At 46.1% G+C, this 21909-nt stretch carries 19 protein-coding genes; 12 read left to right on the top strand and 7 right to left on the bottom strand.

The window, feature by feature from the left end; genetic code table 11:
* Positions 1-561: 561 nt before the first annotated feature.
* Entirely contained in the window at positions 562-2997 is a 2436-nt protein-coding gene (locus tag B5F78_RS11405) for a DEAD/DEAH box helicase (RefSeq protein WP_087406752.1), read from the bottom strand.
* A gap of 466 nt (positions 2998-3463) precedes the next feature.
* The gene (locus tag B5F78_RS11400) at positions 3464-5047 is read right to left on the bottom strand and encodes an MFS transporter (RefSeq protein WP_022040976.1); all 1584 of its coding nucleotides are present in this window, start codon (positions 5045-5047) and stop codon (positions 3464-3466) included.
* Between the two features lie 137 nt (positions 5048-5184).
* Here B5F78_RS11400 and B5F78_RS11395 point away from each other — a divergent pair, with 137 nt between their 5' ends.
* A complete protein-coding gene (locus B5F78_RS11395; RefSeq protein ID WP_087210656.1) occupies positions 5185-5703 on the top strand; it encodes a DUF3332 domain-containing protein in 519 nt (172 codons plus the stop codon).
* 122 nt (positions 5704-5825) lie between these two features.
* Here B5F78_RS11395 and B5F78_RS11390 read toward each other — a convergent pair whose 3' ends face one another.
* Both B5F78_RS11390 and B5F78_RS11385 read right to left on the bottom strand, forming a co-directional pair.
* Entirely contained in the window at positions 5826-6872 is a 1047-nt protein-coding gene (locus B5F78_RS11390; RefSeq protein ID WP_087406751.1) for a DUF4831 family protein, read from the bottom strand.
* Between the two features lie 11 nt (positions 6873-6883).
* Positions 6884-8401, bottom strand: coding sequence for an NAD(P)H-hydrate dehydratase (locus tag B5F78_RS11385; RefSeq protein WP_087406750.1), 1518 nt, complete (start codon positions 8399-8401; stop codon positions 6884-6886).
* A gap of 102 nt (positions 8402-8503) precedes the next feature.
* Here B5F78_RS11385 and hpt point away from each other — a divergent pair, with 102 nt between their 5' ends.
* From hpt to B5F78_RS11345, 8 genes are all read left to right on the top strand, one after another.
* Positions 8504-9040: a hypoxanthine phosphoribosyltransferase gene (gene hpt / locus B5F78_RS11380; RefSeq protein WP_022040972.1), complete on the top strand. Its 537-nt coding sequence runs from the start codon at positions 8504-8506 to the stop codon at positions 9038-9040.
* Positions 9041-9069: 29 nt separating this feature from the next.
* Positions 9070-9639, top strand: a complete 570-nt coding sequence (locus B5F78_RS11375) for an adenylate kinase (RefSeq protein WP_022040971.1) — start codon at positions 9070-9072, stop codon at positions 9637-9639.
* Positions 9640-9776: 137 nt separating this feature from the next.
* A complete protein-coding gene (obgE, locus tag B5F78_RS11370) occupies positions 9777-10949 on the top strand; it encodes a GTPase ObgE (RefSeq protein ID WP_022040970.1) in 1173 nt (390 codons plus the stop codon).
* The gene (gene pgeF, locus B5F78_RS11365; protein WP_239473456.1) at positions 10946-11749 is read left to right on the top strand and encodes a peptidoglycan editing factor PgeF; all 804 of its coding nucleotides are present in this window, start codon (positions 10946-10948) and stop codon (positions 11747-11749) included. The genes obgE and pgeF overlap by 4 nt, the downstream gene beginning before the upstream one ends.
* Before the next feature lie 15 nt (positions 11750-11764).
* Positions 11765-12427, top strand: a complete 663-nt coding sequence (locus B5F78_RS11360) for a B3/B4 domain-containing protein (protein WP_087251210.1) — start codon at positions 11765-11767, stop codon at positions 12425-12427.
* A gap of 11 nt (positions 12428-12438) precedes the next feature.
* On the top strand, positions 12439-12627 hold the full coding sequence (locus B5F78_RS11355; RefSeq protein ID WP_022040967.1) for a hypothetical protein: 189 nt from the start codon (positions 12439-12441) through the stop codon (positions 12625-12627).
* A 143-nt stretch (positions 12628-12770) separates the two neighbouring features.
* Positions 12771-13367, top strand: a complete 597-nt coding sequence (locus B5F78_RS11350; RefSeq protein ID WP_087210671.1) for a porin family protein — start codon at positions 12771-12773, stop codon at positions 13365-13367.
* Between the two features lie 115 nt (positions 13368-13482).
* Positions 13483-14493, top strand: a complete 1011-nt coding sequence (locus B5F78_RS11345; RefSeq protein WP_087406748.1) for a PD-(D/E)XK nuclease family transposase — start codon at positions 13483-13485, stop codon at positions 14491-14493.
* A gap of 107 nt (positions 14494-14600) precedes the next feature.
* On the opposite strand, the gene B5F78_RS11340 is transcribed toward B5F78_RS11345, so the two are convergent.
* The gene (locus B5F78_RS11340; protein WP_087406747.1) at positions 14601-15380 is read right to left on the bottom strand and encodes a hypothetical protein; all 780 of its coding nucleotides are present in this window, start codon (positions 15378-15380) and stop codon (positions 14601-14603) included.
* Between the two features lie 160 nt (positions 15381-15540).
* Here B5F78_RS11340 and B5F78_RS11335 point away from each other — a divergent pair, with 160 nt between their 5' ends.
* Together B5F78_RS11335 and B5F78_RS11330 are read left to right on the top strand one after the other, a co-directional pair.
* On the top strand, positions 15541-16419 hold the full coding sequence (locus B5F78_RS11335; protein WP_087406746.1) for a helix-turn-helix domain-containing protein: 879 nt from the start codon (positions 15541-15543) through the stop codon (positions 16417-16419).
* A 46-nt stretch (positions 16420-16465) separates the two neighbouring features.
* A complete protein-coding gene (locus B5F78_RS11330) occupies positions 16466-18523 on the top strand; it encodes a TonB-dependent receptor (RefSeq protein WP_241148265.1) in 2058 nt (685 codons plus the stop codon).
* An 86-nt stretch (positions 18524-18609) separates the two neighbouring features.
* On the opposite strand, the gene B5F78_RS11325 is transcribed toward B5F78_RS11330, so the two are convergent.
* Complete coding sequence (locus B5F78_RS11325; protein ID WP_255376625.1) at positions 18610-19827, bottom strand: phosphoribosylaminoimidazolecarboxamide formyltransferase; 1218 nt, start codon at positions 19825-19827, stop codon at positions 18610-18612.
* A 152-nt stretch (positions 19828-19979) separates the two neighbouring features.
* Between B5F78_RS11325 and B5F78_RS11320 the strand changes: the two genes are divergently transcribed.
* On the top strand, positions 19980-21251 hold the full coding sequence (locus tag B5F78_RS11320) for a glycosyl hydrolase family 8 (protein WP_239466178.1): 1272 nt from the start codon (positions 19980-19982) through the stop codon (positions 21249-21251).
* 249 nt (positions 21252-21500) lie between these two features.
* On the opposite strand, the gene B5F78_RS17260 is transcribed toward B5F78_RS11320, so the two are convergent.
* On the bottom strand, positions 21501-21752 hold the full coding sequence (locus tag B5F78_RS17260; protein WP_087406744.1) for a hypothetical protein: 252 nt from the start codon (positions 21750-21752) through the stop codon (positions 21501-21503).
* Positions 21753-21909 lie beyond the last annotated feature (157 nt).

Below are 21909 nucleotides of genomic sequence, written 5' to 3'. Positions count from 1 at the left end.
ACAGAGGTCTCCCTTTTTTATTTTGTATTGCCGGATGACCCTGATTCCGGGCTTCCACCGCCTTCCTCCGCCCTTTCCGCTACGCTCCAAGGACGGAGGAAGGCGGTGGAGGAGTTGCACTTCTAACTTGACGGTGGGCATGCTTTGTCATACTCAGTCTTCTATTAAGGAAATTGTCAATGAACTGAAATTTCCTAATCTTTCTTTTTTCGGGAAATATTTCAAGGCGCACAAAGGCATGTCTCCCAAATATTACCGGACGGCATATCTCAACACTCAACTTTCGAGTTTATGAATATTATCACAGCCCCTCCCCATGAGGAAAGGTCGGGAGGGGCTGTGAAAAACTCATCCTAAACCAGCATACGATAAATTCAAAACAGGTTCTAGATCTCAACCTTTTTTAATCTTATTCTAGAAGATAAGTAAGTGTGCAAAATTAAATGATATCACCAGAAACGCAGATTTTCTGCGTTTCTGAGCCGACACATTAATAAACTAATTCTCAACATCTACTTATATCGTCTGAAAACGTGTGCAGCCAACAGGCAGATTCGCTTTTTACTTTTTCTCACCGATGTGTGCCAATATGCTGCCCGCCAAGGTGAGGAAGTTGATGACACTTTCTTTATCAGGAACTGGAATGCGTAAAGTGGTCTTCCCGGTTTCCTTGTTTTCTTCTATCAGGCTTTCGGCGAGCCGGCGTGTGGCTTCGGGGGACTTGAGCGTTTGTACCAGTCCGTTGAAGAACGATACGCCTTGGCTGATCAGACGGTCGGCTTCTGGTGTTTCTGATGCACGTGTATATTCCGTTTGAGATAAAGATTCTTCATCAAACGTGTCTGCCTGTATGTTTTCTGCCGGTTTCTCGTCTTTTTCGGGAAGTGAAGCTGGCTTTTCCCGATCTTCTGGGTCAATGATGTCTCCGCTTTCCTTTTTCTCTTCGTTAGGCGATTCGGTTACAACAGACGCGATGTTTTCCATGATCTTATCCAGCTTGCTATCATCCAGGAAGATGCTGTCTTCGCCATTGTCCAGTATGCCTTCAAAGAGTGAAGTCTTAAAATTGAGGGTAGAAAGCATGCGTTCTTCGATGGAAGAGGGAGCTACCAAGTTGATGACCTGTATGTTTCGTTGCTGCCCGATACGGTAAATGCGGGCGATACGTTGCTCCAATACGGCAGGATTCCACGGTAAGTCGAGGTTGATGAGGATAGATGCGGCTTGGAGGTTCAGTCCTGTGCTTCCGGCATCGGTAGAGATGAACACACGGCTTTCGGGCAACGAGGTGAAGTTTTCCATCAGGTCTTTCCGTTTTTCCGAAGGTACACCTCCATGGAGGTATTCGTACCGGATGTTTATCTTGTCCAGTTCGGCAGCTACGAGCCGTGTCATGCGTTCCCATTGACTGAATATCACAACTTTTTCGTCACCGCTTTCGAACACGTTGTTGAGAATGTTCATTACTTCGTCTATCTTTGTGTCGTAGCGGCTCTTTTGGTCTAAGATATAGGTGCTGTCGCATACCATGCGCATTTGGCTCATCAGCAAAAGCAGGCGTTTACGGTCTTTTTCGCTCAGGAAACGTTGGCGGTTCCATTTGTAGACCAGTTGGGCAACTATGCTTTGGAACTCATCATGCATGTTCTGTTGCTCCTGGGTCATGGGTACGAACAACACTTTGTCCATACGTTGGGGCAACTGCAAGGCTACGTCTTTCTTTCTACGGCGTATCAAGATGTCGTGTAGTTTTTCACCTACAGTATTCAGTCCTTTATATCCCTTTACTTTTCCGGAATCCGATTTGATGACGGTTTCGTTGATAAACTTATAGTATGGTCCCAGACAATATTGGTCGACGAATTGCACTACCGAGTAGAGTTCTTCCAGTTTGTTTTCCAGTGGAGTCCCCGAAAGTACTACGGCATATTCAGCTTCGATGTGTCGGGCTGCTTTGGAAATTTTTGTGTTCCAGTTTTTAAGGCGTTGCACTTCGTCCATAATCAAGAAATCGGTTTGTAGCCCGTGCAAGATTTCGATGTCGTTGGATACACTGTTGTAAGATACTATCTTATAGAAAGGAGCTGCTTTATAGAGTGTTTTCCGTTTAAAATGGTTCCCTTCCACTACGATGGCTTGTGCATCGGTGAACCTTTCGATTTCTTTTTTCCATTGATACTTTAACGAAGTAGGGCAGAGCACTAATGCCGAGGATATGATGCCTTGTTTGCGCATCAGTTCGGCGGTGCCGATAGCCTGGATGGTTTTGCCCAGTCCCATTTCATCGGCTATGATGGATTTCCCGGCACGGTAGGCAAAGCGGATTCCCTCTTTCTGGTAAGGGAACAGGCGGACTTTGAGCAGGGAGTCTATTAAGGTGTCTGCCTGGGGGTCGGAAAGGAACTTTTCCCGTTTGCGCTTGTCACGTTGTTCTAAAATAAAGTCCATCGCGTCATCATACCAACGGAACGTATTATTGAGTTGCAGGGCTTTACTGAAAAAATCATTGATTGTATCGATGGCTTCGGGGCGCATGATACCTTCAGGTGTGAAATAAGGTTCGGCAAGCTTTTGGAACTCTTCGGAATTGTCTGTCCCTATGCGCAGGCGTACTTTCCGTCCCTTCCGGTAGGATAGGTAGACCGAAGTATAGGCTGGTGTATCGGTGCATGTCCGTTTGTGGGATTTTTCCAGCCAAAGCTTGACCGCTTCTATGTGTTTGCATGTGCCTAACTGGCTGGTTTTGAAATCCATGCACGAACAGTAGTTCCATGCGCTGAATGCTCCGCGATAAATCACTTTGTACGTATTGTGTGAAACCGGATTGTTTACGATATAATAGCCGGGATATTCTTGGGCGTTCAATTCTTGAATGCCGAAGTTTTCTTTTTCGGCGGCTTGCCTGCGCAGGGCGATTTGCCATTGTTCCAATGTCATATTGTCCGGCTTGTAGTGGTAGGATACCTTCTTGCTTTTGTCGGTTTTCTTTTTTGCCATTTTCTGATGGTTTTATAATTTTTCTATTTCTTCCTTAGCTGTTTTGAATTTATCGCGTTGGTACAAAAATACACATTTCTAGAAACAAAATGCATAAATGCTTCAATTTCTGATAGATTGGTTGTGAAAAAATATTCAGGCGATACGTTTGGTCGTTTTCTGGATTGCTTTTGTATAACGACATTATAGGGAAGAATCTTATGGCTATACATTAGCGGCATCAATATGTGCATTCAAGGCGCAGCCGGTTGTGTAAGCCCACGGATATAGGTGCATCGGCAAACGCATATAAGTCCATCTGGTGTAAGATTATTAATCTTCAGGCTGCAAGATTATTAATCTTACAAGCGGAAGATTAATAATCTTACACCAGACGAAGTTATCAGCGTTGAGAGAAGAAGAAAATAACAACGACCTTTTAAATCATCTGAATATGGTAAAATACAGTTTATACTATAGTATGTTTTTAAGCGCTTTTTTTGATATTTGACTCTTCTAGCCCGTAATGTTTATGGCTGTCTTCACTTTTCAGCATCCACGAGATGATGATGGCACACAAGCCAAAAAGTGCGAAGATGACCATGGGAATGGTATAATTGTAGCCGATAATGGCACCTGCTGCATTGTATTGGGTGGCAAAACGGTCGATGACATAGCCGATGAGCGTAGGAACCATGGCCAGACCGATGTTCTGTATGTAGAAGATGATAGCATATGCAGAACCCAACTGCTTCATTGGAATGATTTTAGGAACGGAAGGCCACATTGCACTTGGTACCAGTGAAAAGGAAATACCTAATATAATCATTACAACTACGGCAAACCACCAGTAGTTCATTACAGGAAGGGCGAAAAGTACGTGTACGGCAGTTAGCATCACCGAACCGATAATCATTAAAGTGGCGCCTCGTCCGATACGGTCGTATAATGTACCGAAGACAGGTGTCAGTAGGATGGTACCGAAAGGCAACAGTGCCGGAATAAGGCCGGCAAATGATTCGGGCACTTCGTATTTATAAATCATCAGTTTGGTGGCAAATTTCAGGAAAGGGAATACGCCGGCATAGAACATCAGGCAAAGCAGCGTGATGAGCCAGAAACCTTTGTTACAGAAGATAAGTTTCAGGTCGGACATTTTGAAGCCTTCTTCAGGATTTTCTCCTGATTCGGCACGGGCGGCGGATACCGAAGCATCTTCCTTGCGGTCCATCACGCAATAGACCAGATAAGATGCGAAACCTACGCAGAGGGCAATGGCTCCGATAAGGACAGAGCCGGATATGTCGCCCATCATACGTGCAATGGGCAGGCTGGCTGCCAGAGCGATGGCGGTTCCGATGCGTGCCATGGCTACTTGAAGTCCCATGGCAAGTGCCAGTTCTTTGCCGGCAAACCATTTTACGATGACTTTTGATACGGTGATTCCTGTAATTTCTGCTCCCATGCCGAAAATAGAGAAGCCTAACGCTGCAATTACTACTTGCAGGTTCATGCCCCATAACATGGCATCGCCGAAATCGTTCTTCAGGGCATACCATTTAATCAGGGCACCTGCAAACATCAGTCCCGACGACATCATGCCGGTGAAACGGACTCCCATCTTGTCTAAAATGATTCCTCCGAAAAACAGCATCAGCAAGAACACATTGATGTATCCGTAGGCCCCTGAGAAGAAACCGTATTCCGTGCTGCTCCATCCTTTACCTGTCGATACCGTGCTGATGGTCTTGCTGATGGTTTCCTGATTTCCGTTTATGTTTTCGATGTATTGGTATTTGGCTCCTTCTTCCAGTTTCTGTACCGTCAGGTCGGGAGCCGATAATGCATTGGCTTCGGCAAAGAGTTCCACTTTTGCCACCAGGCTGTCGGCAGGCATGGAAGTGTTGTCGGTGAAATAAACAACTTTGCCTTTCGTGGTGAGTAAGTTTTCAAGAGGAGCCATGACATCGGTAAGGAAATAGCCGCACATCATGGTAAACGACACGATGAACAGTGCCGTCCAGCGAGCGGCTTTCGAGTCGCTCAGGCGTTTCTGGATTTGTTCTTTCATTTGTTTTTTTATTTAATAGTTTTACATATTTGCTAAAATGTGCGACAAAGATACTTCTTTTTGGTGGTTTTTGTTTCTTTCCTTGAAATAAGTTCTATCTTTGTGGGTGTTATAATTAATTGCTAAAACTTGAATCGATGAAAAAGATGAAAGCGACAGCTGTGTGTGCTGTGTTAGGAGGATGTTTGTTATGTTCTTCATGTATTGGCTCATTCAGCGCATGGAATAGTCTGAAAAATTGGAATATGGGAATCGGACATAAAGCAGTCAATGAGCTTGTGTTTTTAGCTTTTCATATCATACCGGTATATGAAGTAGCTTATTTGGCAGATGTGCTTGTACTAAATTCAATTGAGTTTTGGTCGGGTTCCAATCCAATGGCTGATGTAGGTACGGAAAAAGTTATTCATGGAGAAGACGGAGAATATCTAGTCCGTACAAACGAAGACGGGTATACCATTACGAAATTGGGCGAAGTAGACCATCCGTTAAATTTAGTATACGATGCGGAGAAACGTACGTGGAATGTAGTAGCCGAAGGAAAGACTTATGAATTGATGACTATGAACGAGGATGGTACGGTAACTTACAAGCAACAGGATGGAACCTCAACGACGGTGATGCCTGAGTGGTTGAAGGAAACCGTAGCTGTATGATAGGCGGATTTTCAGTATATCTTAATATAGATGCGGATGCCGGTTGGTGCGGTGAGGCAGAATGAAAAAACAGCCTTGCCGTTCCAACCGGCTTTTTAATTGGAGAAATTCAAAACAGTTTCTTAGTCTTTGTCAATTTTCAGGATGCTTCCTGTCTCAGGATTGAAAACGACACGGGTGTTTACTTTCTTGAACAGGTCTTCTACCAGAACTTCGGTCGTTCCGAACTGTGTGATAGGGAGTTCGTCTTCGAATAAGGTCTTTCCTTCGTACGTGACGGTTACTTTCCCTTTCCCAGGTATGTTGTAGATGGCTCCTTCCAGTTTTTTCTTTTTCTTTTCGTTTTCTGTGGTAGCTGGAGGCAGTGGAACCGTGTTGGCTAAGCTGATATAGATGGGGGTACCCGCAAGGTCATCGGCAGGAAGTATGCCTAGCAGGCTAGAAAAACGCAAGGCTGTTTTATCGCCGAATGGCTCATTGGCAGGGATGCGGATGGTGAACACTTTGTCCTCGCGGTCGGTGGTTCCACTGAAGAGGCGGGTCAGTGCTTTCTCCTGCTTATCGAGGTTGTCGATGACCAGTTGTAGGGATGCACCGTCTTTGGGCATGGTGTCTGCTTGTCCTCGCAAGATGAGGTTCTTGCTTTCCCGTATGTTGTAGATTTCCTTAGCGGTAAGTTCTGCCATCTTTGCCGAAGACCCGGCCAGCAGTATTTCTTCGGTCATGTATTGGCGTGGGTTTTCGTGGTGTTGAGGCTTTTCCAGTACATATTCAGCTTTTTGTATGTCGGGTGCCGTTGTATTGATGGCTTTGATAAGTCCGTTGTTGGTCAGTTCCACGTTGCTCATGGCACTTTTGTCTTTCAGCTTGATGATGTAGGCTTTGGTAGAGTCGGGTACTCCTGCCGAGCGTACTTCTATCCGCTTGATTTCCCAGTGCGTTTCCGGTTGGGAACTTATGTTGTTCATCCGCAGGTATTGGTTGGCATATTGGCACAGTTCTCCAGGCTGGTATGTAATGTGTGTGGCAATGATATTTACCTCCAGTGCCGTTTTCGGAAGGAAGTAGACAATTCCTTCATCGCTTCCGGGAGTGTAGTAGCTGATGTCTTGTGCAGCGATATGCGTCGCACATGCCAGCATGCTTAGTGCAAAAACGATTCTTTTCATGCGCGTATCTATTATTTAGTTTCACAGAGTTCTTTCCAGGCTTCGGGCAGTGCAGCGATGATGTCGCTGGCGGTCAGGCTGATTTCTCCGGTACGGCGGCAGGCTATGTCGCCGGCCAGTCCGTGTACGAATGTACCCAGCCGTGCTGCATTTTCTTGTGAGTGTCCTTGAGCCAGTAGAGCAAGTATGATACCAGTCAGCACGTCTCCGCTTCCACCGGTTGCCATGCCTGGATTACCTGTGGGATTGAAGTAGAATTTGCCTTCCGGTGTGATAACAGTGGAGTAGGCACCCTTCAGTACGATATAGCATTGCAGGTAGGCGGCAAGTTCTTTAGCCTTGGTCAGCCGGTCGAAACTATCGTTGCAACGTCCGATAAGGCGTTCCAGTTCGCCAATGTGTGGCGTGAGGATGCTTCGGCGAGGCAAGCGGTTCAGATAGTTCCGGTGCGAACTTAAGATATTGATGGCATCTGCATCGAGCACGGCGGGAATGTAGCAATCGGCAAGCTGGTCGAAGGTGGCAAGTGCCGTTTCTTCTTCCTGCCCGATGCCTGGACCGATGGCTATCGCCTGATAGTTGTCAAGGTCGACTGGTTCGGCGAAGTAAAGTTCGTGCACGTCATTTTGTACCATAGCTTCGGGTACGGCTGTTTGCAGGATGTCGTGGTTGCATACAGGGGTATGTATGGTAAGCAATCCTACGCCTGAACGCAAACAGGCACGTGCTGCTAGGATGGAAGCACCAGCCATCCCACTCGAGCCGGCGATAAGCAGTGCATGTCCGAAGTTGTTCTTGAAAGCAAAGCGTTTGCGCGGTTTGATGAGTTGGCTCATTTCACTAGCCTCCGTAATAATATAAGGAGTATCTGCTTGTGCGATGAACTCTTGGCTAATGCCGATGTCGAGTGTTTTCCATTCGCCCACGATGTCTTCGTTTTCAGGGAAAAGGAAAGCCAGTTTTGGTAACTGGATGCTCAGGGTCAGGTCAGCACGGATAATGTTTGTACGCAGGTTGTTGCTGTTGTCTTCTCCCATCAGTCCGGAAGGAAGATCAATGGAGACTACCTGTGCGTTGGAAGCATTGATGTATTTTACGACGGAGGCGAATCCGCCACTCAGCGGCTTGTTCAGTCCTGAGCCGAAAAGTCCGTCTACTACTACATCTTCAGCCGTCAGTTTGGGTGGTTCGAATGCGTTGCTGATTTCGTGATAGTCAGTGAATCCGCATTGCTGCAATCGCTGGATATTGGTCATGCAGTCTTCCGAAATGGTCCCTTTGATATTGAACAGGTAAATTTCTACCGGATAACTCTTGGAGAACAGAAGGCGTGCGACTGCAAGGGCATCACCTCCGTTGTTGCCCGCTCCGGCAAATACAACGATGCGGTGTGAACGATCCCACCTTTTGCTGATTTCATCGGCAATCAGCGAGGCTGCTTTTTCCATCAAGTTGATGGAGAGGATATTGTTATTGGCGATGGTATAGGCATCGGCTTCCTTTTGTTGGGTGCAAGTAAGTATTTTCATCTTTGTGTCATAATAGCTATTTGCGGGTAAAAGTACAAAAAAAGTATAGAAGTTTAAGGGAAAAATCGTATTTTTGTCCCAATTTTATAAAGAAGTGCCATTATGAACACAATCCAGATTAAAGATAAGCAGTTTAAGACTTTTATATCCGAAGCGTCCATTCTGAAGGAAGTGACACGGGTAGCCGGTGAGATTAATGCAGATTTGGCAGGTGACAACCCACTTTTTATCAGTGTCTTAAACGGCTCTTTTATGTTTACGGCAGATTTGATGAAACGTCTCACGATTCCGTGTGAAATCTCGTTTGTCAAGCTGGCTTCGTACGAGGGAACCTCTTCTACCGGAAAAGTGAAGGAACTGGTGGGACTGAACGAAAACATAACCGGACGTACGGTGGTGATTGTGGAAGACATCGTGGATACAGGCTTGACGATGCAGAGGCTGATTGAGACGCTTCGGGCGCAGCACCCGAAGGAAATACGGATTGCCACGTTGCTGCTAAAGCCCGACAAGCTGAAGGTGGACTTGGATATCCGTTATGTGGCAATGCGCATCCCCAACGACTTTATCGTGGGATACGGTCTGGACTATGAGGGGCTGGGACGTAATTATCGTGATATTTATTCGGTTGTAGAATAATCACTAATCAATAATATAAGGTAAAAAAGATGTTGAACATTGTAATTTTTGGTGCTCCGGGTTCGGGGAAAGGAACTCAGAGCGCACGTATCGTGGAGAAATACGGTTTGAACCATATTTCGACGGGAGATGTATTGCGTGCCGAAATCAAGAACGGTACGGAGTTAGGTAAAACGGCTAATGAATATATAAGCAACGGCCAACTTATACCGGATGCTTTGATGATTGATATACTTGCAAGTGTGTTCGATAGTTTCAAGGATAGCAAGGGAGTGATTTTCGATGGTTTTCCCCGTACCATTGCACAGGCCGAAGCTTTAAAGCAGATGTTGGCCGAACGCGGACAAGAGGTGTCGGTGATGTTGGACCTGGAAGTGCCGGAAGATGAGCTGATGGCTCGTCTTATCAAGCGTGGGCAGGAATCCGGACGTGCGGATGATAATGAGGAAACTATCAAAAAACGTCTGGTGGTATATCATTCGCAGACCTCTCCGTTGATTGACTGGTATAAGAACGATGGCAAATACCATCATATCAACGGTCTTGGCTCGATGGATGGCATTTTCGCTGACATTTGTAAGGCTGTGGATAGTCTGTAAGTTTTTGAGATTTTAAGTTTATAAGTTTTTTGAGTTTTTAAGTTTATAAGTTCTTGGACCATTTAGGCTTATGGGCTTAAAAACAAGAAACTTAAGAACTCAAAAACTTATAAACTCAAAAACTAAAAAATATTTTTATGGCAGAATCGAATTTTGTAGATTATGTGAAAATTTATTGTCGCTCTGGCAAGGGAGGACGCGGATCGGCTCATTTACGGCGGGAGAAATATATGCCCAACGGTGGTCCCGATGGAGGAGACGGCGGTAGAGGAGGACATGTCATTTTGCGCGGAAACCGTAATTATTGGACTCTGTTGCATCTGAAGTACGAACGTCATGTGTTTGCCGAGAATGGCGGGAACGGTTCAAAGAGCCGGAGCTTTGGTAAAGACGGTGCAGATAAGGTGATTGAAGTGCCGTGCGGAACCGTGGCATACAATGCTGAGACGGGCGAATATGTATGCGACATAACCGAACACGGGCAGGAGGTCATCTTGTTGAAAGGAGGTAGAGGAGGACTGGGTAACTGGCATTTCCGTACAGCCACACGTCAGGCTCCACGTTTTGCACAGCCGGGTGAGCCGATGCAGGAAATGATGGTGATACTGGAACTGAAACTGCTGGCGGATGTCGGACTGGTAGGCTTTCCCAATGCTGGAAAGTCGACACTGTTGTCAAGAGTGTCGGCGGCACGTCCGAAGATAGCTGATTATCCGTTTACTACCCTCGAACCGAACTTGGGTATCGTGTCTTATCACGATGGAAAGTCTTTCGTGATGGCAGATATACCGGGCATTATCGAAGGAGCAAGCGAAGGAAAAGGTTTGGGCTTGCGATTCCTGCGACATATCGAACGCAATTCTTTGTTGTTGTTTATGGTGCCCGGCGATGCAGATGACATCCGTCATGAATATGATGTGCTGTTGAACGAACTGGCAAAGTTCAATCCCGAAATGCTTGATAAGCAGCGGGTGCTTGCCGTCACCAAATGTGACATGCTGGATGAAGAATTGATGGAAATGTTGAAGCCGACACTTCCAGACAATCTTCCTTGTGTATTTATTTCATCTGTGACCGGTATGGGTATTCAAGAGTTGAAAGACATCTTGTGGACAGAACTGAATAAAGAAGGCAATCAGTTGGAAGGATTGCGTCAGTCATCTATCGTACATCGGTCAAAGGACATCCATCTGTTGCAGGAAGAATTGAAAGATATGGACGAGGATTTCAGTTACGTAGAAGACGTGGATGATGAAGATGACTTCGAGTACGAGTATGAAGAAGACTGGGACGATGAACCGGAAAAATGATGGACAACAGGCTGACTGAAGATAGAAGGATGTTGAAATACGGTTTGACGGAGCTGTATTCCAACATTTTTTGTTTTTCGACGACCCGTCATGGCGGATATAGTCAAGGGAGTTACGCATCTTTCAATTGCAACGGCTATTGTGGGGATATGCCGGAAGCTGTTTTCAGAAACCGGGAATTGCTTAGTTCGCTATTGCCAGTGCGTGGTGAACTGGTTATTCCGCATCAGGTACATCAGACGGAAATACGAATCGTGGATGATGTATTCTTGCAGAAGGGTAAACCGGACAGGAAGGTGTTGCTCGAAGGAGTGGATGCTTTGGTTACAAATGTGCCGAAAGTTTGTCTTTGCGTATCTACCGCCGATTGTATTCCGGTCTTGTGCTATGATGTGCGTCATCGGGCAATAGCGGCTATCCATGCAGGATGGAGAGGTACGGTGGCACGTATTGTATGTAAGACTTTGAGTGTGATGAAAAAAGTGTATGGTACGCGAGGAGAAGATATATATGCTTGTATAGGTCCGGGTATTTCACAAGATGCATTCGAAGTCGGGGATGAGGTTTATGATATTTTTGATAAGGCTGGTTTTGATATGCCGCGTATTGCTGTCCGGAAAGAGAAGTGGCATATTGATCTTTGGGAAACCAACCGGATGCAGCTTCTGGAGTTTGGAGTGAACACTTCGCGTATTGAGGTCAGTGGCATTTGTACGTGGAAGAATAAAGATGATTTCTTTTCCGCACGGAGGCTGGGTATTGCTTCCGGACGGATTTTGTCAGGGATAATGATGTGTTGAAAAATTTAAAGACTTATGAAAATAGAAGTATCCGAAGAATTACATCGTGCTTGGCCGCAGTTTCGGGGAGCGGCTGTTTTTGCTACGGTAAAGAATACGGTTTATAGTGCTGAGTTATGGAAGCGGATTGACGAGTTTACCGCCTTGTATCGCGCGAAATATACCGTCGATTCTATCAAGGAAATGCCTGCTATTCAGGCTACCCGACAGGCTTATAAGAAATGTGGGAAAGACCCCAGCCGCTATCGTCCTTCGTCCGAAGCGTTGTGCCGGCGCATCTTGCGGGGTATTCCGTTGTATCAGATTGATACGTTGGTAGACTTGATTAACCTGGCTTCTATTTATAGTGGGAATTCGATAGGAGGTTTCGACCGTGACAAAATTCAAGGCGATCGCCTGGTGTTGGGTATCGGACGAGCCGGAGAACCTTACGAAGGTATCGGCAGGGGCACACTGAATATTGAGGGTATGCCAGTCTATCGGGATGCCATTGGAGGTATCGGAACGCCTACCAGTGACCACGAACGGACAAAGATGAGCATAGACACTACGCACGTGTTGGCGATAATGAATGCGTATGGAGGAAGTGAGGGATTGGTTGAATCCGTCAATTATATGGTAGGGCTGATGAAAGAGTTTGCAGAGGCTCAGGATATAGAAATCGTTTATTTCGAATAAAACCAAAACGTATGGATATAGAGAAAATTTTAGCGGAAGGTATTATCTTTAAAGGTGCCGGCTTGAAAAAGGAAAAAGAAGAAAAGGTAAAAACGAAAGCAAAGAAGAAAGCATATATAACCGGAACACATGGATCTGGTTCAGCAAAAATGAAGGCAGAATATCGCCGCCGCCGTGCCAATCGGCATAAAAACGGGTAACCGGATGCATACATATATCCGCATCGGGGAAGAAACTTTGTCGAAACGTAGCGATTTCTGTGCAATATCACCGATTTTTGTTTTGCATACCGATTAAAAACCTTATATTTGTTCTATGCAAAACAATCTAAAATGATAAGCGTATGAAAAAGTTATTTCTGTTAGCGGTATGTATGTTGTCGATGCTTACGGTGTCGGCACAGATGAGGCCGACGATGATGTTCGAAGTGGGCATCGGCATGAGTGGCTGGACGGGAGATGCGGCAAAAGGTTCGAATGCCATTTTTAATCCGCGTGTAGGTGTTACAGCGGATGTCCCCTTGAACGAATGGTTCTCTTTCCAGCCCGGGCTGAGCTGGGTCTCGAAAGGTGCGAAGATGGAAAATGATGTGAAAGTCAATCAGAACTATTTTCAGGTTCCTTTGATGGCTGCGTTCCACATGCGTGCTACCGATAGCTTCGACCTTGTGTTTACGGCAGGTCCGTATGTTGCAGTAGGCGTAAACGGTAAAACGGAATATGAGCAAAATGATGTTACTACTTCTTGGAAGACTTTCAAGGATGCCGATGGAGTGGGTTGGGACGGCTTTCGCCGCTTCGATGCCGGCATCGGAGTCGGTGTTGCGCTCGATTTCCCACACTGGATAGTAGGCGTGGATGCCGATTTCGGTTTGTGTAAGGTTTGTAAGGATGGTCCACGTAACTATGACCTCTTCTTCAGTGCAGGCTTCAAGTTTTGATAATTTTATATGGAAACGAGGATGAATAATAAGGAACAACATCCTCGTTTTTCTTTCTGTATGTTGTCGTTCCCAATTAAATTCGTATTTTTGTGAAAATTAAAAACGATAGGATATGAAGAATAATCTCATTCGTTTCGATTGGGCGATGAAACGTCTGCTCAGAGACAAGAGCAATTATGTCGTGCTGGAAGGGTTTCTGTCAACTCTATTGGGAGAAGACTTGCACATCGTACGTTTTCTGGAAAGTGAAGCAAACCAGACAGAAGTGAATGACAAGTTTAACCGTGCTGATATGCTGGTGGAAGACGAGCAAGGGCGGCTTCTTATTATTGAAGTGCAGAACAACCACGAGTTAGATTACTTTCACCGGATGTTGTATGGTGTGTCGAAAACTATTTCTGAGTATATTAACCTCGGCGATGATTATGATAAAGTAAAGAAAATCTACTCCATTAATATCGTGTACTTCGAATTGGGACAAGGGAAAGATTATGTCTATCATGGGAAAACCATATTCCGGGGGTTGCATGATCCAAATGACGTATTGCAACTTTCCATACGGCAGAGGGAAAGGTTTATTGGAAAAGACGCCGGAGATATTTTCCCAGAATATTACGTGCTACGTGTAAATGACTTCGATAAAATAGCTAAGACACCTCTTGATGAATGGATAGAGTTCCTCAAGACGGGCAATATAGATAGTTCGGCTACTGCTAAGGGTTTGCCTGAAGCACGGGAGCGGCTCCGGGTGGATTCGCTTTCCGACCAAGACAGGCGTGCATATATCCATGATATGGAGGCTTTGCGCTACCAACGGAGTGTTATTAAAACAGGCTGGTATGAAGGTCGTGCCGAAGGTTTGAAAGAAGGACGTGCTGAAGGACGTGCTGAAGGTCGTGCTGAAGGTCGTGCAGAGGGTAGAGCAGAAGGTAGAGCAGAAGGTCGTGCCGAAGGGCTTGCGGAAGGAGAGGCTAAAGGCAGGGCAGAAGCGAAGGCGGAAAGTGAAAAGGAAATGGCTTTACGCATGAGAGAAATGGCAAAGAAGATGAAAGAAGCAGGTATGCCTGTTGAAACCATTGCCCATTTTACGCAATTGGCATTGGAAGAGATTGAGGAATTATAAAGGAGGAAATAAGCCAAGGAAAGCTGCTAATGTAACTTCCAAAAGGTGAAAAAACTTGATTTTAAAGAAAAAGGACTGGAAGAAATTCGATGAAGAAGAAACTGTTTCTAAAAATCGAAAAACGGTTCGGGCTTCTTGAAGCCTTTTTTGCTGATGGGCATGTAGTGGAGCTGCTTGTCTCCCGTGTCCACTACGATGCAAAGCGAATCGTTCCATTCCTGCAAGTTGGTGAGTCCGGATATGTCGCACGAAAAAGTGCCGGCTTCATAGCGATACTTTTCCCAACCTTCCGGCACGTGGGGGCGATAGCAAAGCTCCAAGCGTAGCGTGTCTGGGCTTTGGCAGGCAGGGTCGTATACCAAGTCTATGGGAATGGATGCATATTCGTAATGCGTGTAAAGGTCGTGAGTAATTGTTGCGAGCGTGGAGAAATCGAAATAACCGCAGTACGCTCCGTAAGAGTTGGAAAAATAAAAGTTCTCGTCTACGCTGCAACTGTCCGGATGCGTGATGCCCCGTTTGTCCGCTTCCGTTTTACTGATGGGGTGGATGACCTTGTAGGTTTCCACAATTCCTACCCTTGCGTTGTCAATGATAGTGAAGCCGGGAGTGCGGTCGCTAAAGAACCGGTTTTCTTCTTTGAACGACAGGCTGTAGTAAGCCCGTTCGTATTTGTCCAGTCCTTTGCTGTAGCAGATGGCGACTTCGTTTCTTCCGTCCGAAAAGAGGTAATAGCCGTCTTCGTCGTTGCCTACGATAGTGCCTCTATTCATCATACTGAGATACCCTCCGTTGTCGATAGTCAGGTCGTGGCAGGATACCAATCCGAATGCGCAGACGAAAAGCGTCCACGCATAGATGCTGCAAGAAAATCTCTTTGTTTTCATCTTTGTCCTGAATAAACGTTTCTTTTCGGCAAATATAGGCAAAAAAAGGAGGCGTAACGCATTATTTGACCGAAAACGGCATAAGCCGTGTAAAAGCCGTTGGGGCTTTCGGACTATTTTTACTATTTTTGCCGTATGAAATACAATCGGGAAAAATGATATGAACAGGAGAATCTTATCTGTTGGAGTCTTTATGGTGTTGATGCTCTCGTCTTTGTTGGCAGGGCGTCAGGGGTATTGCGGTGCCAAAGAAGCGATAACCGCCGACTTGAACCAGGCTTTGTTGCGTATGTTTGAAGAAAGGCAGGAGGATATCGTCACGCAAGACTCCATCCGGGCATACAAGCGGCTTAGGCAAGTGTCGGACGGAGAAGTATGGCTTGCCATTGCCGACCGGAAGCTATGCCGTAATTTGAAGAACCGGAAGCTGAAAGACAATGCCTTCCTTTCGTTTCATATTGTTGATGAGGCTTATCCCGGTAAGTTTCCGGAAGCGGACGTTATCAGCAGTGATACGTTGATAGTGAACAATGAAGCGACCGGAACGACGCTTGCCGTGAAAAGTTACGCACGCCTTTCTGCAATCGGTATATTCCGTATGTCCGACCAGCGTTGGTCGTCCTTGCTGGCTTTTGCTGCGTTGCTTTGGGCGGCGGGAGCTGCATTTCTTTTTCGGAAGAAGGAGACGCCTGCTGGTACCGTCAGCTATGGAGGGCTTTCTTATTCGCCCGAGGACAAGTGTTTCTATGACGCAAGCCATGCGTTTGTCCACTTTACTCCGATGCAATACCGATTGATGTTGATGTTATGGCAGGCTCCTTCCCATTCGGTATCGAAAGAAGAGATATGCGCCCTGCTTTGGCCCAAGAAAGCGGATGCCAACGATACGCTCTATACCTTGGTGAAACGGTTGAAACCGATTCTTGAGGCATGTAGCGAATTGCAGCTTGTCGCTCATAAAGGAAGAAGCTATGCGCTGGAAATCAAATCGAAAACCAGTTGTCAGCCAAATGTCAGGAAGATGTCAGCTACATGTTAGGTGAGTGTGTAGCCTTCGAACGTATTTTTGTGTCCGGACTAAAAACATGGACACAATGAAACGTATCAACATCTTGCTGGTCTTATTCGTATATGCCCTCGTTGGCTCGGCACAGAATGAGACGAAGACTATCGAACTTGGAGAAGTAGAAATAAAGGCGGCTAAAGTAATTCATAAACCCGACGGGCAAATTATTTATCCCACCGAAACGCAGAAAAATGCATCGCATTCGGGGTATAGCATTCTGCAGAAGTTATCCTTGCCCAATATCCGTGTGGATGAGGTTTCGCAAAGCCTCTCTGCCATCGACGGACGGGGAAGCATCCAGTTGCGCATCAATGGCATTATTGTAGGACGGGAAGAAATGCTGGCGCTTTCTCCCGGAAGCATCAGCCGGATAGACTTTATCGACAATCCCGGGGTGAGATACGGAGAAGGAATCGCATACGTTATTAACATTCTGACCCGCCGGGCGGATAGTGGATATACGGTCGGCATTGATCTGACCCAGGCACTGACCGTTAAGTCGGGCAATGATTTAATTTACGGAAAATGGAACGCCGGGAACAGCGAGCTTTCGTTGAGTTATAATTTCGGGTACAAGGACTTTAAGGGAAACCGGACCCATGAAACGGCTCATTATCTGCTTACGGATGGTTCCACTCATACTATTGAGCGGAATGATCTTGCTTCTCGTAGCCGGAATTTTAATAATGGCTTGCAATTGAAATATAATCTTGCCGATTCTGCCGACTATGTGTTTCAGGCTTCGCTAAAGGCTGATTTCTCGCATATCCCCAACAATTATAACCGGAAGCGGATTATAGAAGAAGATGAGCAATATATCGCCACGCAACGCGAATGCAACCGTAGCTCCAGTCCGGTCTTGGATTTGTATTTCTTTAAGCAATTGACTTCCCGTCAGTCGCTGACACTGAATGCCGTAGGGACGTATATCGCCACTTCGCTCCGCAGCAGTTACGATGAGGGTGCGCCGTATGCATATCAGGTGGAAGGGAAGACTTATTCCCTGATGAGTGAAGCCATTTACGAGAACCGGCTCAAGCCTTTTACGTTTACTGCTGGGGCAAACTACATGCAGAAATACACGAAGAATAAGTACACGGGTGATGTAAATTCCGTCAATCCGATGCATAACCGCAGCGTCTACGCTTTTGCCGAGATAAAGGGGAAACTTGGTCCGATAAGGTATGTGGCGGGAGTAGGCGGCAGTTATTTGGATTACCGCCAGCAAGCGCACGATTATCAGTACTGGCTGTTCCGCCCGAAGGCTTCCGTTGCCTACAATCCAGTGCAAGCCGTCCAGCTGAAATATGATTTCCAGATAAGCGAGTATGTTTCGCGGGTGGCGATGATTAGCAATACTTCTATCCGCAACAACAGCATGGAATGGACGCTGGGCAATCCCGATATCCGCCCCAACCGCGAGCAAGCGCATACTTTTCAGGTTTCGTATACGCATCCCCGCTTCCAGTCTTTTGTCCAGGCATACGGAAAACGTTGCCACCAGCCGAATATGGCTACGTATATCCGTACCGAAGACAACCGGTTTGTGTACACCCAACTCAATCAAAAAGAAATCGATGTGCTTAACCTGATGCTGTATGCGAATGGTTGGATAGTCCCCGATAAGCTTTCGATAGCGTTATCTGGTACGCTTTTCCGCTGTTTTAACTTCGGCGAAGACTATACGCATTGCAAGACGTTTTATTCGGGTACAGCCAATGTGCAGGCTTACTTAGGCAAACTTACCCTTTCGGCATTCATGGACAGCGGTTTCCGTTTCCTCGAAGGTGAGACCGAAGGATTCAACGGCTCGTTTGTTTCTCTGAACGCATCCTACCGGTACAAGAACCTGAACTTGTCGCTTGCCTGGCAACAACCGTTTAGAAACCGTTACAAGCAATTCCAGTCGGATGTGTACAACCGTTATGTCCGGAAAACGACTGCTCTGCATTGCCGTGACTTGGGCAATTTCGTGAGCCTGAACATTGCATGGAAATTCTCACAGGGAAGGGCATATAAAGATGTCCGGCGGAACATTGAACAGAAAGCGGATAAAGATACCGGCATCTTGAGGTAAAGCAAAATAGAACACAGAGACACAAAACATATATTTTTGTAGATATAAAACTCTGTGCCTCCGTGTCTCTGTGTTCGAAATTAATATTAATGGTGGAACAGACGGATGCCTGTAAACGCCATCGTGATGCCGTATTTATCGCATGTTTCGATGACATGGTCGTCGCGCACCGAACCTCCTGCCTGGGCGATGTATTCCACGCCGCTCTTGTGTGCACGTTCGATGTTGTCGCCGAAGGGGAAGAAGGCATCCGAGCCTAACGATACGCCTTTCAGCGTGTCCAGCCAGGCACGTTTCTCTTCGCGGGTCAATACTTCGGGCTTTTCGGTAAAGAACTGCTGCCAAACGCCGTCAGCCAATACATCATCGTGATCATCGCTGATGTATACGTCGATGGTGTTGTCGCGGTCGGCACGGCGGATTTTCTCTACCCAAGGCAAGTTCAATACTTTCGGGTGCTGGCGCAGGTACCAGATATCGGCTTTGTTTCCGGCAAGGCGGGTGCAGTGGATGCGGCTCTGCTGGCCGGCGCCGATACCGATGGCTTGTCCGTCCTTCACATAGCACACCGAATTCGATTGGGTATATTTCAGGGTGATAAGCGCAATCATCAGGTCACGCTTTGCCGCGTCGGGCAGGTTCTTGTTCTGTGTCGGGATGTTGGCGAAGAGTTCCTCTCCGTTCAGCTTGATTTCGTTGCGTCCCTGTTCGAAGGTGATGCCGAACACGTCTTTGTGCTCGATGGGAGCCGGACGATATTCCGGGTCAATCTGAATGACGTTGTATGTGCCTTTACGTTTCGCTTTCAGGATAGCCAACGCCTCTTCGGTATAGCCCGGAGCGATAACGCCGTCCGAAACTTCACGGTTGATGAAGCGGGCGGTCTCTTCGTCGCATACATCGCTCAGCGCGATAAAGTCGCCGTAGGAAGACATACGGTCGGCACCGCGGGCACGCACGTATGCGTTAGCGAGGGGAGACAACGGCAGATCGCCTACGAAGTAAATCTGTTTCATCGTTTCGTCCAGTTCCAACCCGATGGCGGCACCGGCAGGGCTAACGTGCTTGAATGAGGTAGCGGCAGGCATGCCGGTCGCTTCTTTCAGTTCTTTCACCAACTGCCAGCCGTTCAGCGCATCAAGGAAATTGATGTATCCCGGACGTCCGTTCAGCACTTCCAGCGGCAGTTCTCCTTCTTTCATATAAATACGTGCTGGCTTTTGGTTGGGGTTGCAGCCGTATTTCAGTTCGAGTTCTTTTGCCATAAGCATTTGTTGTTTAAAATGTTTATTTTCGGCAAATATACGAAAAAAAACGTATCCCTGTACCCCGATGTAACATACAGAATAATCTTTGTAACATTAATATAGGAGAAAAGTCATTTGTTTTGTTTACATTTGCCGGCAGTAAATGATTTTTGAACCTTAACAAGTATATTTCAATTATGAAAGAACAAATGAAAAACAGAATTTTCGGAATGCTTTTCTTGGTGTTATTAGGATTGCCGTTCTTTTCCGTATTGGCTTCAGTTCCGGAAACGCAGGATTTGCTGCAAAGTCCTTGGACGGAGGGGGCTTTCGACACAGGGAAATATCGTAATATTTTTGCTGAAATGGGCTACAGTTCTCAAGAAATTGATGCTCGGGTGCAGTCGGTTTTCGATGAAATCTTTTCACCGGAGAACAAGGTTTATGTTGAACCCGATGACTCTACAGCATATATCTGTGATATAATACATGATGATGTGCGTAGTGAAGGTATGTCATACGGTATGATGATAGCTGTGCAGTTTGAGAAAAAAGACATTTTTGACCGGCTTTGGCGTTGGACTAAGACTTATATGCAGCATAAGGAAGGAGCTTCGGAAGGTTATTTTGCCTGGTGTTGCCGGAAAGACGGGAGTCATATCGATGGAGGGTCGGCTTCGGACGGCGAGCTTTATTTCATTACCTCATTAATTTTTGCTTCGAACCTGTGGGGAAATGATACGGGTATTGATTATCTGGCCGAAGCTCAGCATATACTGGATTGTGCCATGGAAAAAGATGGAACAGATAGTGTTATGCCGCTTATTCATAAAGAACACAAGCTTATTACGTTTGTACCGAATAAGTTCGGTTATGGTTTTACCGATCCTTCTTACCATTTGCCTGCCTTTTACGAAGTTTGGGCGCGTTGGGCTGACGATGGACGTGCTGCATATTGGAAAGAATGTGCTGAACGCAGCCGCCATTTTTTGCATAAGGCAGTTCATCCTGTTACAGGGTTGACTCCTGATTATAGTAACTACGACGGAAGTTTGATGCATAAAGGTTGGATGATAGGCGATGCTTTCCGTTTTGATTCTTGGCGTGTGCCGATGAACATTGCGCTTGATTATTCGTGGTCATGTGCCGACCGGGAATGGCAGCAGGCATACGGCAATAAGATTCAGGATTTTCTGTATGGACAGGGGATTGATACGTTTGTCAATCAATATAATGTGGATGGCACAATGTTGCCAGACAGTTTGCAAATGGGAAAACCTTCTCATGCGCCAGGACTTGTGGCTACGGCGGCCGCTGTATCGCTGGTCTGCACACATGCCAAAAGTCGTGAGTTTGTGCAGCGTTTGTGGGATAGTCGTCCTACTCCAGGTTTCAATTATTACTACGATGGATTACTCCGTTTATTCGCTTTTATGCATTTGAGCGGAAAGTATCGGGTGATATTTCCAGTACAGCGGTGATTTATACTATGCGCGGTATGCATTTGTTGATGTCACAGTTACAGTGTGCTGTCTCCGTTCTGTTCGCCACGCATTACTAAGCTGTACTTTATCATATTCAGATGATTTAAAAGGTTGTTGTTATTATCTTCTTCTCTCAACGCAGATAGCCTCGTCTGGTGTAAGATTAATAATCTTCCGCTTGTAAGATTAATAATCTTGCAGCCTGAAGATTATTAATCTTACAGCGGATGGACTTATATAGCGGCTTTATTCAGAAGAGGTTTGTGTGTATGTCCGACGGGTTATCGGAAAGGAAAAGCTGATGGGTTTGTCCAAAAGGGAGATCTTGGACTCAAAAATCTTTTGGGAGTCAATCTCTTCTATATCGGATTGTTGTTGGGTATTTGTATGAAAATATGTTCCATAATGTAGTTCGGCTTTGTAAAAACTGACCAAAGCCCAGCCTCCTACAAAGGAAGCGGTGGCGATAAGAAGTACTGAAACGATGATAAATTCCATATTGTCGGTTGTTGGTTATGTTTCTTAGTCAATAAACAAGAAGATGCCCTTAGAAGCTGTTTTGAATTTCTCCAAAAAGTTTTTCTTGGCTTGATGTATCCGTTTTCGTGTGTGCTTTGGGCGATTTTTTGGTCCTTTCCGCTCCTGTTCTTCGTCA

Source organism: Bacteroides sp. An279, assembly GCF_002159615.1.
GTDB classification, from domain to species: Bacteria; Bacteroidota; Bacteroidia; order Bacteroidales; family Bacteroidaceae; genus Phocaeicola; species Phocaeicola intestinalis.
The sequence above is the reverse complement of the archived record's forward strand: the minus strand, read 5'-3'. Positions and strand labels throughout refer to the sequence as shown.